The sequence below is a fragment of the Streptomyces genisteinicus genome (assembly GCF_014489615.1).
GTDB lineage: Bacteria > Actinomycetota > Actinomycetes > Streptomycetales > Streptomycetaceae > Streptomyces > Streptomyces genisteinicus.
Genome location: NZ_CP060825.1, coordinates 2510239 through 2524670, shown reverse-complemented (window position 1 = coordinate 2524670; position 14432 = coordinate 2510239). Strand labels below are relative to the sequence as shown.

12 protein-coding genes are annotated in these 14432 nt (G+C 75.0%); 3 read left to right on the top strand and 9 right to left on the bottom strand.

What is annotated here, in order from left to right; genetic code table 11:
* Positions 1–73: 73 nt before the first annotated feature.
* Positions 74–1507, bottom strand: a complete 1434-nt coding sequence (locus IAG43_RS10970; RefSeq protein WP_187740566.1) for a PucR family transcriptional regulator — start codon at positions 1505–1507, stop codon at positions 74–76.
* Between the two features lie 136 nt (positions 1508–1643).
* Between IAG43_RS10970 and IAG43_RS10965 the strand changes: the two genes are divergently transcribed.
* The 3 genes from IAG43_RS10965 (at position 1644) to IAG43_RS10955 (ending at position 5976) form a co-directional block, all read left to right on the top strand.
* Positions 1644–3131 carry a sodium:solute symporter family protein gene (locus IAG43_RS10965; protein ID WP_187740565.1) on the top strand — a complete coding sequence of 496 codons (1488 nt, stop codon included), beginning with the start codon at positions 1644–1646 and terminating at the stop codon, positions 3129–3131.
* A 197-nt stretch (positions 3132–3328) separates the two neighbouring features.
* Entirely contained in the window at positions 3329–4297 is a 969-nt protein-coding gene (gene speB, locus IAG43_RS10960) for an agmatinase (protein ID WP_187740564.1), read from the top strand.
* Positions 4294–5976 carry a thiamine pyrophosphate-binding protein gene (locus IAG43_RS10955; protein WP_187740563.1) on the top strand — a complete coding sequence of 561 codons (1683 nt, stop codon included), beginning with the start codon at positions 4294–4296 and terminating at the stop codon, positions 5974–5976. Before speB ends, IAG43_RS10955 begins: the two co-directional genes overlap by 4 nt.
* A gap of 168 nt (positions 5977–6144) precedes the next feature.
* Here IAG43_RS10955 and IAG43_RS10950 read toward each other — a convergent pair whose 3' ends face one another.
* From IAG43_RS10950 to IAG43_RS10915, 8 genes are all read right to left on the bottom strand, one after another.
* Positions 6145–6561 (bottom strand): YybH family protein, encoded by a 417-nt coding sequence (locus IAG43_RS10950; protein WP_187740562.1) that lies wholly within the window; start codon positions 6559–6561, stop codon positions 6145–6147.
* Between the two features lie 46 nt (positions 6562–6607).
* Positions 6608–7051 carry a DUF4259 domain-containing protein gene (locus IAG43_RS10945; protein ID WP_187740561.1) on the bottom strand — a complete coding sequence of 148 codons (444 nt, stop codon included), beginning with the start codon at positions 7049–7051 and terminating at the stop codon, positions 6608–6610.
* Between the two features lie 133 nt (positions 7052–7184).
* Positions 7185–7643, bottom strand: coding sequence for a peptidase inhibitor family I36 protein (locus tag IAG43_RS10940; protein WP_187740560.1), 459 nt, complete (start codon positions 7641–7643; stop codon positions 7185–7187).
* 398 nt (positions 7644–8041) lie between these two features.
* Entirely contained in the window at positions 8042–8968 is a 927-nt protein-coding gene (locus tag IAG43_RS10935; protein WP_187740559.1) for a hypothetical protein, read from the bottom strand.
* 826 nt (positions 8969–9794) lie between these two features.
* The gene (locus IAG43_RS34955; RefSeq protein ID WP_187740558.1) at positions 9795–10661 is read right to left on the bottom strand and encodes an XRE family transcriptional regulator; all 867 of its coding nucleotides are present in this window, start codon (positions 10659–10661) and stop codon (positions 9795–9797) included.
* Positions 10662–10851: 190 nt separating this feature from the next.
* Positions 10852–11502 carry a response regulator transcription factor gene (locus tag IAG43_RS10925; protein WP_187740557.1) on the bottom strand — a complete coding sequence of 217 codons (651 nt, stop codon included), beginning with the start codon at positions 11500–11502 and terminating at the stop codon, positions 10852–10854.
* Between the two features lie 105 nt (positions 11503–11607).
* Positions 11608–12801 (bottom strand): IS30 family transposase, encoded by a 1194-nt coding sequence (locus IAG43_RS10920; RefSeq protein ID WP_223006038.1) that lies wholly within the window; start codon positions 12799–12801, stop codon positions 11608–11610.
* 359 nt (positions 12802–13160) lie between these two features.
* The gene (locus tag IAG43_RS10915; RefSeq protein ID WP_187740556.1) at positions 13161–14417 is read right to left on the bottom strand and encodes a sensor histidine kinase; all 1257 of its coding nucleotides are present in this window, start codon (positions 14415–14417) and stop codon (positions 13161–13163) included.
* Positions 14418–14432: the final 15 nt, after the last annotated feature.

The following is a 14432-nucleotide window of genomic DNA, read 5'->3' as shown; positions in this document are numbered from 1 at the left end:
GCATGGCAGGGTCGTCGTAGAGGTGCGCCCTGGAGGACGAGCGCACGACGCCGGGTGCTGTGCCCGGTGCCCCTCACCCCTCCCGCAGCGCGAACCACAGCTCCATCCGCACGTCGACGTCGTCGAGGTCCGCGTCGAGGAGGGTGGCGCAGCGGGTGATGCGCTGGCGGACGGTGTTGCGGTGAATGCCGAGGGCGGTGGCCGTGCGGTCCCAGCTGCCGTGGAGGGAGAGCCAGGTGCGCAGGGTGTCCGTGAGGGCGGGGGAGTCCGCCAGGGGTGCCAGGCGGCGGCGGGCGGCGGCGAGGAGGTCCGGGGCGGTGTCCCGGTGGGTGACCAGGGCCTTGCGGGTGGCCGTCGCGCGGCTCAGGGCGCGGGCCGCCTGGGCGTCCGCGGCGGGGAGGCCGGCCGCGTCGGCGGGGGCGCTCGCGCCCAGCGTCCAGCCGGGCTGGGCGGCGGGGCCGCCCGGCTCCGTGAGGAGGACGCGGACGGTGCCGTCGTCGCCCGTGTCGACGAGCGGGCTCCCGAGGGCGGTGCCGAGGGCCGTGGCCGCGAACGGGGTGCCGTCGCCGCCGCGTGCGTGGACCACGGTCCAGGGGCCCGCGCCGAGCAGCGGGGCGGTCTCCGCCGGTGCGGCGCCCAGCAGCAGCCGTACCAGCGCCGAGAAGCGGCTCGCCGCGTCGGCGCCCCGGTGGCGGGCGGTCAGCAGGGACAGCAGCACCACGGCGACACCCGCCACGGTGTGGTCGCCGCTCACGCGGGCCGGTGCGGCCACGCCGAGGACCAGCCCCTGCCCTCCGCCGAGGGCGAAGGCGGAGAGGTGGTGGCCGTCGGGGGCCGTGTCGCTCGCCGACGCCGCCGACGGGCGGTCCGACGGCCCGGGGGCCAGCACCCCGGCCAGCCGGGCCAGGGCGGCGGCCGCCGCGCCGGACGGCTCCCGGCCCGCCGCGTGCAGCGGGTGGCCGTCCGCGCCGAACAGCACCGCCCGGCCCTCCAGCCGCAGCGCCAGCTGCTGGAGCACGGCCGGGACCGGGTCGGGCCGGGCGGCGGCCGCGGCGAGACCCTGCTGGGCCTGTGTGACCCGGCGCAGCTCCCGGTGGCGTGCCTCGGCCATCAGCCGCCACACCGCGCGGGCGACGGCCGAGAACGTGGTGCGCGGCGGCACCTCCAGCAGCGGCAGCCCGTGCCGGTCGCACGCCTCGGCGAGCCCCGGCGGCACGGTGTCGTACACCGGGGTCACCCCGAAGCCGAGGGCCGCCGCCCCCGCCTCGACGACCCGGGCGACATAGCGGTCCGGGTCGTCGCCGAGCTGGACGCCCGCGCTCAGCAGCAGCTCGCCGCCGAGGAGGTACGGGTACGGGTCGGCCATCTCGGAGGTGTGGACCATGTGCACGGCCGTGGCGGCGGTCGCGGACGGCCCGGCGACCTGGCGCAGCCCGAGCGCCTCGTCGGCGAGGAGGGCGGACAGGGCGACCGCCGGGGTCGGGGGTGCCGCTGAGGGTTCGGGCATGGACGTTCCATCCATCCGGAGGGGAAGGAGTGGATGAAACGTACACTTCTTCGATGCTTTCCGGCCACTTACCGTCAATGCTCAGCGCACGCGCACTCCACTGACCGTTCCGGGGGACGACACGGAAGGAAAGCCGATGGCTGTCGACTATGCAGTGATCGTCGTCTATCTGGCCGGCATGCTCGGCATGGGCTGGTGGGGCATGCGCCGCGCCAAGTCCAAGAGCGAGTTCCTGGTGGCCGGCCGGCGCCTCGGGCCCGGCATGTACTCCGGCACCATGGCCGCGATCGTCCTCGGCGGCGCCTCCACCATCGGCGGCGTCGGCCTCGGCTACAAGCACGGTCTCTCCGGCGCGTGGATGGTCCTCACCATCGGATTCGGGCTGCTCGCCCTGTCCGTCTTCTTCTCCGCGCGCATCGCCCGGCTGAAGGTCTACACCGTCTCCGAGATGCTCGACCTGCGCTACGGCGGCCGGGCCGGTCTGATCACCGGACTGGTGATGTGGGCGTACACGCTGATGCTGGCGGTCACCTCCACCATCGCCTACGCCACGATCTTCGACGTCCTCTTCGACGTGAACCGCACGGTGTCGATCATCCTCGGCGGCGCGATCGTGGTCGCCTACTCCACGCTCGGCGGCATGTGGTCGATCACCATCACCGACATGGTCCAGTTCGTCGTGAAGACCATCGGCGTCCTGCTGCTCCTGCTGCCGATCGCGGTGGTCAAGGCCGGCGGCTTCGCCGAGATGAAGGCCCAGCTCCCGAACGAGTACTTCGCCCCGCTCGGCATCGGCGGCGAGACGATCTTCACCTATGTCCTGATCTACACCTTCGGCATGCTGATCGGGCAGGACATCTGGCAGCGGGTGTTCACCGCCCGCAGCGACAAGGTCGCCCGCTGGGGCGGCACGATCGCCGGTACGTACTGCCTCGTCTACGCCATCGCCGGCGCCGTGATCGGCACCGCCGCCAAGGTGCTCTACCCGGACCTGGCCAGCGCCGACGACGCCTTCGCCACCATCGTCACCGACGAACTCCCGATGGGTGTGCGGGGCCTGGTGCTCGCCGCCGCCCTGGCGGCCGTCATGTCCACCTCGTCCGGGGCGCTGATCGCCTGTGCCACCGTCGCCAACAACGACATCTGGTCCCGGCTGCGCGGACGGGCGGGTTCCGGCGCCACCGACCACGACGAGGTCAAGGGCAACCGGGCGTTCATCCTCGCCATGGGCATCGCGACCATCTGCATCTCCATCGCGCTGAACGACGTGGTCGAGGCGCTCACCGTCGCCTACAACCTGCTCGTCGGCGGACTGCTGGTGCCGATCCTCGGCGGGCTGCTCTGGAAGCGCGGCACGGTCCAGGGCGCGCTGGCCGCCGTCGCGGTCGGCGGGCTGTCGGTGATCGGCTTCATGGCGGCCTACGGCATCCTCGCCAACCAGCCGATCTACTACGGCCTGCTCGCCTCGCTCGCCACCTACCTGGTGGTCAGCCTCGCCACCAGGCCCACCGACCCGGCCGTCCTCGCCCACTGGCGCGAGCGCCTCGCGGGCCGCGGAGCCCCGGACGAGGGCGAGGGCGCCGCACCGGAGCCCCCCGCGCCCGAGCCCGCCGCGGCGCGCTGAGCCCCGCGTCCGGCCGCGGCGGGCACCCGCCCGCCGCGGCCGGACGCCCCCGTACCGTCGAAGACGGCACGACCCCGAACCACACCCCCAGCCGAGCGGTCACACCACACGAGTGACCGCGGGCGGCAGCCGGGAGCGGCGACCACGAGACCCGCGCCCCGCGCCCCGCGACCCAGCGCAGGAAAGAAGGAACAGACATGAGCAGCACCGAGCCGCGCGGCCCCATCGACTCCTCCCGCGTCCCGCGGTACGCCGGGCCCGCCACGTTCGCCCGGCTGCCCCGCCTCGACGAGGTCGGCACCACCGACGTCGCCGTGGTCGGCGTCCCCTTCGACACCGGCGTCTCCTACCGCCCCGGCGCGCGCTTCGGCGGCAACGCCATCCGCGAGGCGTCCAGGCTCCTGCGCCCCTACAACCCGGCACAGGACGCCTCGCCCTTCGCGCTCGCCCAGGTCGCCGACGCGGGCGACATCGCGGCCAACCCGTTCAACATCAACGAGGCCGTCGAGACCATCGAGGCCGCCGCCGACGACCTGCTCGCCACCGGCGCGCGGATGATGACCCTCGGCGGCGACCACACCATCGCGCTGCCGCTGCTGCGCTCGGTCGCCAAGAAGCACGGCCCCGTCGCCCTGCTCCACTTCGACGCCCACCTCGACACCTGGGACACCTACTTCGGCGCCGAGTACACCCACGGCACGCCGTTCCGCCGGGCCGTCGAGGAAGGCATCCTCGACACCTCCGCCCTCTCCCACGTCGGCACCCGCGGCCCCCTGTACGGCAAGCAGGACCTCACCGACGACGAGAAGATGGGCTTCGGCATCGTCACCTCCGCCGACGTCTACCGGCGGGGCGCCGACGAGGTCGCCGACCAGCTCCGCCAGCGCATCGGCGACCGGCCGCTGTACATCTCCATCGACATCGACTGCCTCGACCCCGCCCACGCCCCCGGCACCGGCACCCCCGAGGCGGGCGGCATGACCTCGCGCGAGCTCCTGGAGATCCTGCGCGGACTCGCCTCCTGCAACCTCGTCTCCGCGGACGTCGTCGAGGTCGCCCCGGCGTACGATCACGCGGAGATCACCGCCGTCGCGGCATCGCACACGGCGTACGAACTGACGACGATCATGACCCGCCAGATCGCCGAGGCAAGGAACGGCAAGTGACCCACGACCACGACCTGGTGCTGCGCCCCACCGCGGCCCAGACCGAGGCCGCCCTCAACCCGCCCGCCGGGCGCAACGGGGGCGACCTCGTCGTCGAGACCCTCGCCGGGCTCGGCGCGACGACCGTCTTCGGCCTGCCCGGACAGCACGCCCTGGGCATGTTCGACGCCCTGCGCCGCTCCGACCTGACCTACGTCGGCCTGCGCGTCGAGAACAACGCCGGCTTCGCCGCCGACGCCTACGGCCGCATCACCGGCGAGGCCGCGCCCCTGCTGCTGTCCACCGGCCCCGGCGCGCTGATGTCGCTCGCCGCCCTCCAGGAGGCGGCCGCCGCCTCCGCGCCGGTGCTCGCCATCGGCAGCCAGATCCCGGCCGCCGGACTCGGCGGCGGACGCCACGGCTACCTGCACGAACTGCGCGACCAGCAGGCGTCGTTCCGCGACATCGTCAAGTCCGTGCACGTGGTGCGCACGGCCTCCCAGATCCCGTCGGCGATCGCCGCGGCCTGGGAGTCGGCGCTCACCGCGCCGCACGGCCCGGTCTGGGTCGAGATCCCGCAGGACGTGCTGCTCGCGGAGACGGTCCTGCCCGTCGTCACCGCCATGGACGCCGGGCCGGAGGAGCTCGCGCCGCGACCCGAGCTCACCGCCGTCGCCGCCGACCTGCTCTCCCGCGCCGAGCGGCCCGTGATCGTCGCGGGCGGCGGAGTGGTGCGCTCCGACGCCTCCGGCAAGCTGCGCGCCCTCGCCGAGAAGCTCGACGCCCCCGTGGTGACCACCTTCGGCGGCAAGGGCGCCTTCCCCTGGGAGCACCCGCTCTCCCTCCAGTCCTGGCTGGAGGACCGGCACACCACCGACTACCTGGAGGCGGCCGACGTCCTGCTCGTCGTCGGCTCCGGACTCGGCGAACTCTCCTCGAACTACCACACGTTCGCCCCGCGCGGCCGGATGATCCAGATCGAGGCCGACGCCGGGAAGCTGGAGTCCAACCACCCCGGCATCGGCATCCACGCCGACGCCCGGCTCGGTCTCCAGGCCCTGCTGGAGACCGTCACCGAGCGCCGGGACCCGGCCGCCGCCGGCTCCGTCCGGGAACTGCTCGCCGCGGTCCGCGCCCGGATCGACGCGCAGGAACTGACCGTGGAGCAGCAGCTGCTGGCCTCGGTCCGCCAGGCGCTCCCGGACGAGTCGCCCAGCTTCTGGGACATGACGATCCTCGCCTACTGGGCGTGGTCCGCCTTCGACGCCCGCCGGCCGAACACCATGCACTCGGCCCAGGGCGCGGGCGGTCTCGGCTACGCCTTCCCGGCCGCCATCGGCGCCGCCTCGGCCGATCGCACGCAGCCCGTGCTCGCCGTCTCCGGCGACGGCGGCGCCATGTACTCGATCGCCGAACTCGCCACCGCCCGCCAGTACGACCTGCCGGTCACCTGGCTGATCGTGGACGACGGCGGCTACGGCATCCTCCGCGAGTACATGACGGACGCCTTCGGCGAGGCGACCGGGACGGAACTCGCCCGGCCCGACTTCGTGGCGCTCGCCGAGTCGTTCGGCGTGCCGGCCGTCCGCACGGAGCCGGGAACGCTCGCCCAGGATCTGGCGAAGGCCCTGGCGGCACCGGGTCCCTCCGTCGTCGTCCTCCCGGCCCACCTGCGGATGTTCGCGCCCACCCACCTGTGAGCGCCCACTCACCTGTGAGCGGACGCCCCCGGTGTCACCCCTGGCGGGCCCTTCGCCGGCCCCGGTACGGACCCCCGTCCCGTACCGGAGCCGGCTCCCGCGCCGGCGTGGCCACGGGTGTCGTGCCGTCCGCGCCGCCTGCCCCCTCCCGCGGGCGGCGCGCACGTGTCAGGGGGCGGGCTCGGCCGCCGAGGTGTCCGCGAAGGAGTGGTGCTCGTGGGCGACCACCCAGCGGCCCGACTCACGGCGCAGCCCGACCGTGAGCCGCAGCCGGGACTCCGGGTGCGCCGTCAGCTCCTCGGGCGTGCCGCACCGCAGCAGGGCATGGGCGAAGGCGGCGTCCCCGCCCGCCGTGACGTCGAGCGACACCAGCTCGAACACCGCGCCCTGCGCCTGCCAGTCGAAGAACGGCGGCCAGGTCTCCCGGTAGGCGCCGATGCCCCGGACGCCGTCGTGCGGCGGCGGCACGTCGAACATCACGATGTCGTCCGCGTGGTCGGCCAGTACGGCCGGGAGATCCCCCCGGTGCACGGCCTCGGTCCACCGCGTGATCAGATCGCGGATCTCGGATTCGTCGTCGGTCATCGTCCCTCGCTCCTCGTGCACTCGTGGGGGCGGACTCACAGCGGACTCACCCCAGGGCAGACTCCCCTCCCGCGCCCGGTGCGTCCCCGCCCGCCACGAGGACGTCACGCAGCCGGAGCACATCCGCCCGCCAGGCCGGGCCGGAGCCGGACTCGTCCCAGAGCTCCAGCAGCTCCGACGGCTCGCGCAGCGTGCGGTCGAGCGCACTGACGGCGAGCCCCCGCAGCTCCGGGGGCAGCGCCGGTATCGGCTCGTCGGGGCCGTACGCCGTGGTCACCGGCTCCCCGCCGGGGCACTGCGCGGCGACCAGCGCCGCCGCGGCCACGGCCTCCGCCGCCTCGTCGCTGTCCAGGTACTCCTCGGTCCGCGCGACCCGCAGCAGCGTCTCGCGCAGGATGCCGGGGCGGTCGGCCTCGGCGGCGTCGTCCAGCGAACCGGAGAAGTCCGCGGCGGTGTCGTTGTCGAAGTGCCCGATGTCCCAGGTGCCCATGGCGGAGTCCCCCGTCGTGCCGTGTGCGTGAAGCGCCCGATGGAGATCCCAGTCTCGCAGCGACCACTGACAACGACGGGTGCCCGGGAGGCCGGCCCGGCGGGGAGGGGCCGGGCCGGCCGGTGAGGGCGGGTCAGCAGGCGTCGACCCAGGCGTGGGAGGAGATCGAGTCGTTCACCGACGTCCCCTGCCCGTGGCCCGAGCCGAACCACTTCAGGCCGGAGGCGTTGAGGTCGGGGATGGAGTGTCCCTGGTGCAGGCAGACCCAGGACTCCGTCCACTCACGCCCGTTGTAGAGACGGACGTCCTCCTTGCGCCCGGGGAAGCCGTTGTTCCAGACGTCGGAGACCTTGTCGCTGCATCCGGCCCAGTTCGCGTTGTTCCCGTTCCACTTGCAGTGGGCGCCGCCCGCGTGTGCGTGCTCCCACGCGTACAGGAACCCGTCCGGTGCGGCGGCTGCGGCGGACCGGGCAGCGGATGCGGATGCGGGGGCGGCGGCCGCGGCCGAACCGGCCCCGGCGACCGGGACGGTCAGCGTGGCGACGGCGAGGGCGGCGAGACCGGTGGTCAGGGCGTGGCGCATGAACCTCATGGTGGAGTCCTTCGAACGGGGGCGGTGAGACGCCCGGTGGGGGTGCGCGATGTCCGCGCGGACATCGGCGCGGCGGTCCCGTGCCGCCTGCTGCGGCGCGGGCCGTGACCGCCGGCCCCGTGAGGGCGCGGCGGAGTCGGGGGGCGGGGCCGAGGGCGGTCCCGCGTGGGGAAACGGTGTGCGGCGGTCGCCGCCGGGTGGCAGCCGCCGGAGGGGCGGCGCAGGGCGGGTGGGGCGCCGCTGGTCCTGGTACGGGGGGGAGCTGTGGGGTGGGGGTGCAGGTGGGGGTTACGCCGGGGCGGGGGTGCTGCCCGGGGGAGGCGGTGCGTCGGGTGGGCGGACCTGCCGGTCGCGGGTCTGCCGGTCGGGGGTTCCGTTCGGCGGCGAAGGCCCGCCGGTCAGGATGCTCGGGAGGTGCGGAGGATCTGCCGGGCCCGGGTGAGAGCGCCCGCCCGCAGGCGGTCGCGGGTGTCGACGTCCGCCCGGTACTCGGCGCGCAGCGCAGCCCCGTGACGGGCGTCCAGCCGCCGGGCCGCCGCGCCGAGTCCCGACGAGTCCGCGCAGCCGGCCTCCGTGAGCGCGAGGGCGACCTCGCGGTCGTGCGGCAGGCTCCGCTCCGGCCCGGTCGCCGCCGCGCGGGCGTCGGCCGGTGTCGCGTACGGCCGGTCCGCCGCCCGCATGCACCGGCTCCACTCCCTCAGCCGCGCCGTGTACGCGGGCTCGGCGACGACCCGGCTTCGGCGGACGCGGTCCAGCGCGTCCACCCGGGTCGAGGCGCGGAACCAGGCCCCGAGGTCCGCGTAGAGGCGGCGTTCCGCCTCGGCCACGCACCCGCGGTCGCTGCGCCGGACCTCGCCCCCGCCCGGCAGGCGGACCGACAGCCCCTGCGGCGAGGGGCCGTTCGACACCACCAGGGCCCGAGCCCTGCGGTCGGGCGGCAGGCCGGCGAAGTACGCCCGGTTCGGGTCGTCCGCCGCGAGCCGGGCCGCCCGCCGGTCGAGTTCGCCGCCGTAGCCGTGGCGCCGTGCCCAGTCGGCGTCGTCGACGACGTACGGGAAGCGGGCGGCCGCGGACTCCTCGTCGAGAGGGAAGACGGTGTACGCGAAACCGTGCCTCCGCAGGCAGTCGCGCAGCAGGAGTTGCCGTGCGTCGTGCAGGAGCCCGGCGTCCCCGGTCGACGGGGGCGACGCCGCCTTCGCGGCGGGCGGCCCCGAGCCCGGCGACGGATCGCCCGAGCAGGTGACCAGCGTCGCGCCGAGCGCGGCGGCGAGGGCGAGGAGCGGCAGCCGGAGGGGGCGGCGGGGGACGGTTGGCCTGTGGGGCACGACGGCTCCAGGGGAGGACGGGGCCGGTCGCCGGCCCGGGACGGGGTGGGGGGTGCGTGCGTCCGTCCGTCCGTCGCGCTGCGGTACGGCAGGGCGGGGCACGGGACGTGCACGGTGGGGCGTCCGGTGCGGGACCCTCGTGACGAGGTGGTCTCGCTGCCGGACGATTGGAGTCTCGGCCGGGCGCCGAGCGGGCCGCAAGCGTGTCCCGTGCGCTTCGCCCGTCTCGGGATTCCCACCCCTCCCACCTGCGCGGACACCCGTGTCCCGGGACCCGCTGAAGCCTCTGGGACAGGCGCGGGGCACCTCTTCGGAGCCCAGGAGGGCCCGGGGATGCCACCGCGTGGAGAGGGCGGCTTCCGGGGCGCGCCCCGGGGGTGGCGACCGGAGCGGCGGAGGGCGCGGAGGGCCCGCCGGGGCGCCGCCCGGCACGCGGACGCCGGTGGCCCGTGCTGCCTCGGTCCGGCCTGACCCTCCGGAGCGGGTCACCGCGGCGGAGGGTGGTGGACCGACCCGGTGGCGGGCGGCCGGTGCCGGTGCGGGGCGCGCGGGCCCGTGCCGGGTGAGGCCGCTGCGCGGCGGCGAGGTGGTGGGCGGGCAGCCGGCGGGGGCGCGGCGGCGGGCGGGACCGGTCGGCGAGAGCGCGGGCCTCGCCGAGGGCACCCCGACGGGCCCGGGGCGTCGTCTGCCGGGCGGGCCGTGCGGAACAGCCCCGGACGCCTCCGCCGTCAGGCGGGCCCGCGGCGCGCGGCGGCGGTCCGTTGGCCGAGGGGCCCTGTCGGCGGGTCGGGCGGGGCGGGCGGGTCAGGTGTGGGGGTCGTGCGCGTCAGGCCCACGTCTGGCTGTCGGAGCGGGTGCAGGGCAGGGCGCGGAGGGCCGTCCGGTCGGCGTCGAGGCAGTGGCGGGTCTCGGCGTTCCGCACCTCGACGGCGCCCTCGTCGCGGGGGACCAGCGTCCAGCGCTGGGTCGCCGACGAGCCGCAGACCGCCGCCTGCAAGCCCGCGTCGTGGTCCAGGCAGCGGCCCGTCGCATGGTTCCTGAGGCGGACGCCGTCGCCCGGCACTTCGTGGACCGTCCACCGCTGGTAGGGCAGGGCGTTGCACTCGTACGCGCGCAACCCCCGGTCGAGGCTGCTGTCGAGGCAGGCCCCGGTCGACCGGTTGACGAAGAGCCGCCCGTCCGGCGGGCCGGCCTGGCTGCCGAGCGCCATGGTCCCGGTGTCGCCGGGGGACGCCGCCGGCCACGCCCAGGCCGTCAGCGCGGCGCCGAGCGCCACCCCGACGGCCACCCCCGCCGCCGCCCAGGTGGTGCGCCCCCGCGGCGCGGTGGGCGTGCGTGCCCCGGCCGGAGCCCCTGTCGGCTCCGGCGGCTCCGGCGGCTCCGGCGGGTCGGAGACCACCGGTGTGCCGGGAGGCGGGCCGGCGGGTGCCGCAGGCGCGCAGGCCGCGCGGTCGGCCGCCTCCCACAGGACGCGGAACTCGGCCGGATCGCCGCCGAGCGCCCGGCACAGGTCCCGGACGGTCGGCCAGGGCGGGACGGTCGTGCCCCGGAAGTAGCGCGACAGCGAGGAGTCGCTGATGCGCACGCGGGTCTCCAGGGAACGCAGGGTGCACCCCGAACGCTGCTGGAGCTCGCGCAGCGCCCGGCCGAGCGCGAGCGCGGGGTTCTCTTCGGTCGGCCGTTCGACGGCCATGCGGGCGTCCTTCGGATCGGGCCGCGCATGCTGCTGCGGTCGGCGCGCCGGTTGCGGGACGGAAGAAGTCCCGGCAGGTCGGAACCTTAGGATGCGGACATCTCGGAGGCAATCGGGACGTCCCCCTCAGGAGTGGGCGCGACCGTCGCCGCGTTGACGAAGCGTCAGTTGCGGCGCATGCCGGTGCCGTTCACGCCGGTGCCACGAATCCCGACTCGTACGCCGCGATCACCGCCTGCGTGCGGTCGCGGGCCCCGAGCTTCGACAGCACCGCGCTGACGTGGGACTTGACGGTCTCGGTGCCGACGACCAGCTGGGCGGCGATCTCCGCGTTGGACAGGCCGCGGGCCATCAGGCGCAGCACGGCCGCCTCCCGGTCGGTGAGCGCCGCGCGTTCCATCCGGTCGCGTGCGCGGGAGGTCCCGTACTCGGCGGCGAGCGAGCGCACGGCCGCCGGGAAGAGCAGGGACTCGCCCCCGGCCACCACCCGCACGGCGTTGACGATCTCCGCGGGGCGGGCGCGCTTCAGCAGGAAGCCGTCGGCCCCGGCGCGCAGCGCCTCGTAGACGTACTCGTCGTTCTCGAACGTGGTGACGACCAGGATCTTCGGGGGATCGGGCACGGTCCGCAGGACCGCGCGGGTCGCCTCGATCCCGTCGAGGAGGGGCATCCGGACGTCCATCGCGACCACGTCGGGGCGCAGTTGCCGCACCAGCGGGATCACCGCGGCGCCGTCCGCGGCCTCGCCGGTCACCTCGATGTCCGGCTGTGCCTCCAGCACGGCGCGCAACCCGGCCCGGACGAGGGGTTCGTCGTCGACGAGGAGAACGGTGATCGGCACCCGCCCAGCCTACGGGCCGCCCCTGCCGCGCCTCCGCCCCGGGACACGGCTGAGCCCCGGCCGCGCCCCGGGCGGATTCTTGGGGTCCTCGCAACACCTGACGGTCTACGTGGGCGTCAGTAGATCACGCAGGCGCTCGGCTGGGGTTCTCCAGCCGAGCGTTTTGCGTGGCCGGCCGTTGAGTCGCTGGGCGACGTGTTCGAGGTCTTCGGCGCTGTGCACGGACAGGTCGGTTCCTTTGGGGAAGTACTGCCGCAACAGGCCGTTCGTGTTCTCGTTCGAGCCGCGTTGCCAGGGTGAGTGCGGGTCGCAGAAGTAGACCGGCACTCCCGTGGCAATGGTGAACTGCTTGTGGGCGGCCATCTCGCAGCCCTGATCCCAGGTCAGCGAGCCGCGCAGGTGCCCGGGCAGGGTCTGGATCAAGGGCACCAGCACATCGCGGACCTCCTCGGCGGTATGCCCGCCGGGCAGATGCCCGAGCAGGACATAACGGGTGGAGCGCTCGACCAGGGTCATGATCGCGCTGTCGCTGCGGGAGCCGACGATCAGATCGCCTTCCCAGTGGCCGGGAACCGCCCGGTCCTCCACCCCGGCAGGCCGCTCGGAGATCATCACCATCTCGTCAACGAACCGGCGGGTGCGCTGCTCCGGGCTGCGGTGAGGCTTGCGCCGGGTGCGACCGGTGCGCAGCGCGAGTGCGACCTCGCGTCGCAGTCCGCCACGGGCCTGGACATAGATCGCCTGGTAGATCGTCTCCGGACTCACCCGCATGCTCTCGTCGTCGGGGAACTCGATGAGCAGAGCGTGGCAGATCTGCTCGGGTGACCACTGTTCCTGCAGCTTGTCCGCGACGAACCGGCGGAGCGGGCCGTCCTGGGCGAGCTTGGAGTCCTTGGCGCGTGACCGGCTCCTCGCCCATGCTCGCTGGGCCCGGTGCGGCCGGTAGACGCCGTCGACCGACCGGGCGTCGATCTCGCGCTTGACCGTGGAGGCCGGTCGGCCCAGTGCCCGTCCGATCGCGCGCAGCGACCGGCCCTCACGGCGCAGATCGGCGATCACCTCCCGCTCGGTGACCGTGAGGAACCGTGGGTGCAGCTCGGCCTCGACCCTTGCGAGGGACAACTCCGAAGAGGTGGCGCCGATGGTGGTCACACCGGTCTTGTAGTCGATGCGGCGCCCGTCGGGGTGCAGGCGCGAGTGGCCGATCTGCCGGATACCGCGGTCCCAGTCCTCAGCGGTGCGCTCATGGACACCAGCCCGCCCGGCGGCCTCACGGCGCCGGACTCCCGCCGCACGCAGCCGCTCGTACTCCGCCCGACCGGGGTGGCCGGGCCTGCGAGGCTTGCCACGACCACGGACTCCGGCCTGGCGTGCCCATCCGAACGCCGTATTGCGGTTCACTCCCACTGCACGAGCCGCAGCAGTGATGCTGCCGTTCTCCTTGCCCAGCGCCTCGAAGAACCTCGCCCTCAGCACCTCGAAATCCACGATCCCCGCAACTCCCTGAACTCCAGGGTGTTGCGGGGATCAATAGAACCCGCCCTTTCGCCCCGGGACACGGCTGAGCCCCGGCAGCGCTTTCGCCCCGGGACACGGCCGCGACTCCGCCCCGGCTGCGACTCCGCCCCGGCCGTGTCCGTGCCGGGGCCGGGCCGCGCTCAGCGCGGGCCGTCGAGGGGCAGGCCCACCGTCACCCGCCATTCGTCGCCGTGCCGACCGGCCGAGGCCTCCCCGCCCAGGAGCGCCGCCCGTTCGCGTATCCCGCGCAGTCCGCCGCCGTCCTCCCGGCTCCTGCCGCCGCCGCCCCTGCCCGCCGCCGGGGTGCCGGGGGCGGGCGAGCCGTTCCCGTCGAGTGGATCGAGCACGTCGAGCGGATCGCCCGTGGCGAGCGCATTGCGCACGTCGAGCTCCAGGCGTCCGGCCGCGACGGCGATCCTGACCCGGGTCGGCACCGGGCCCGCGTGGCGCAGGACATTGGTCAGCGCCTCCTGGACGATGCGGTAGCCCTCCCGGGAGACCGGTCCCGGGACCTGGGCCAGCGGACCGGACACCTCGGCGTCCAGGGCGGCGCCGGAGGCGCGGGCGGACTCCAGCAGCCGGTCCGCGTCGGCGAGCGTCGGCCGCCCGCCCGCGGGACGCTGCCCGGACTCGCGCAGCACCAGCAGCACGCGTTCCAGGTCCTCCAGGGCGGCCCGGCCCGTCTCCTCGATCGCGGCGAGCGCGCGTTCGGTGAACTCGGGACTGCCCGCGGCCCGTGCCGCGCCCGCCTGCACCACCGCCACCGTCAGGGCGTGCCCGATGGAGTCGTGCAGCTCCCGGGCGATGCGGTTGCGCTCCAGCAGCTGCTCGGTGCGCTCCTCCAGCGCGGCGAGGCGTTCGGCCGCCGAGGGGCCGAGCAGCCGGCGCGCGAGCAGGGTCATCAGTTCGCCGAGCCCGACGACCGCGGCGAGGAGCAGTGCGACCGGCACGGGCACCAGCAGCGCGTACCACCAGTGGCCGCCCGGGAGAGGGAGGAGGGAGTCCGGGGCGGGGCCGTCGCCGCCGGCCGCCGAGGCGAGATCGGTCGCGAGGCCGAGCAGGACGACTGTGATCCGGCCGGTCAGCAGGCCGAGGCCGAGGCGCAGTTCCAGCCACAGCACCGTCCGCCAGCGGTCCGCCCAGGTGGCCGACGAGGTGACCGCGATGCCCGAGGCGTCGTCCTTGTACCCGTGCGGTGACAGCAGCACCCGCGCCTGGAGGCCCTCGACCATGCGCATCGCCGGGAGGAAGCCCAGCAGCCCGAGGGCGATCACCGGGATGTACAGGCCCCCTTCCGAGATGAAGAGCCAGATGCCGAAGACGAAGGTGCCGATGAACAGATGGAGCCAGCGGGTCCAGGTGACCCGGCGGCTCAGGGGGCGCAGGAGGCGGAGCATTCCGCCATCGTGTCA

Coding starts and splice junctions, on each gene's coding strand:
- IAG43_RS10970 (WP_187740566.1), bottom strand. CDS start 1,507: ATGCCCGAACCCTCAGCGGCACCCCCGACCCCGGCGGTCGCCCTGTCC.
- IAG43_RS10965 (WP_187740565.1), top strand. CDS start 1,644: ATGGCTGTCGACTATGCAGTGATCGTCGTCTATCTGGCCGGCATGCTC.
- speB (WP_187740564.1), top strand. CDS start 3,329: ATGAGCAGCACCGAGCCGCGCGGCCCCATCGACTCCTCCCGCGTCCCG.
- IAG43_RS10950 (WP_187740562.1), bottom strand. CDS start 6,561: ATGACCGACGACGAATCCGAGATCCGCGATCTGATCACGCGGTGGACC.
- IAG43_RS10945 (WP_187740561.1), bottom strand. CDS start 7,051: ATGGGCACCTGGGACATCGGGCACTTCGACAACGACACCGCCGCGGAC.
- IAG43_RS10940 (WP_187740560.1), bottom strand. CDS start 7,643: ATGAGGTTCATGCGCCACGCCCTGACCACCGGTCTCGCCGCCCTCGCC.
- IAG43_RS34955 (WP_187740558.1), bottom strand. CDS start 10,661: ATGGCCGTCGAACGGCCGACCGAAGAGAACCCCGCGCTCGCGCTCGGC.
- IAG43_RS10915 (WP_187740556.1), bottom strand. CDS start 14,417: ATGCTCCGCCTCCTGCGCCCCCTGAGCCGCCGGGTCACCTGGACCCGC.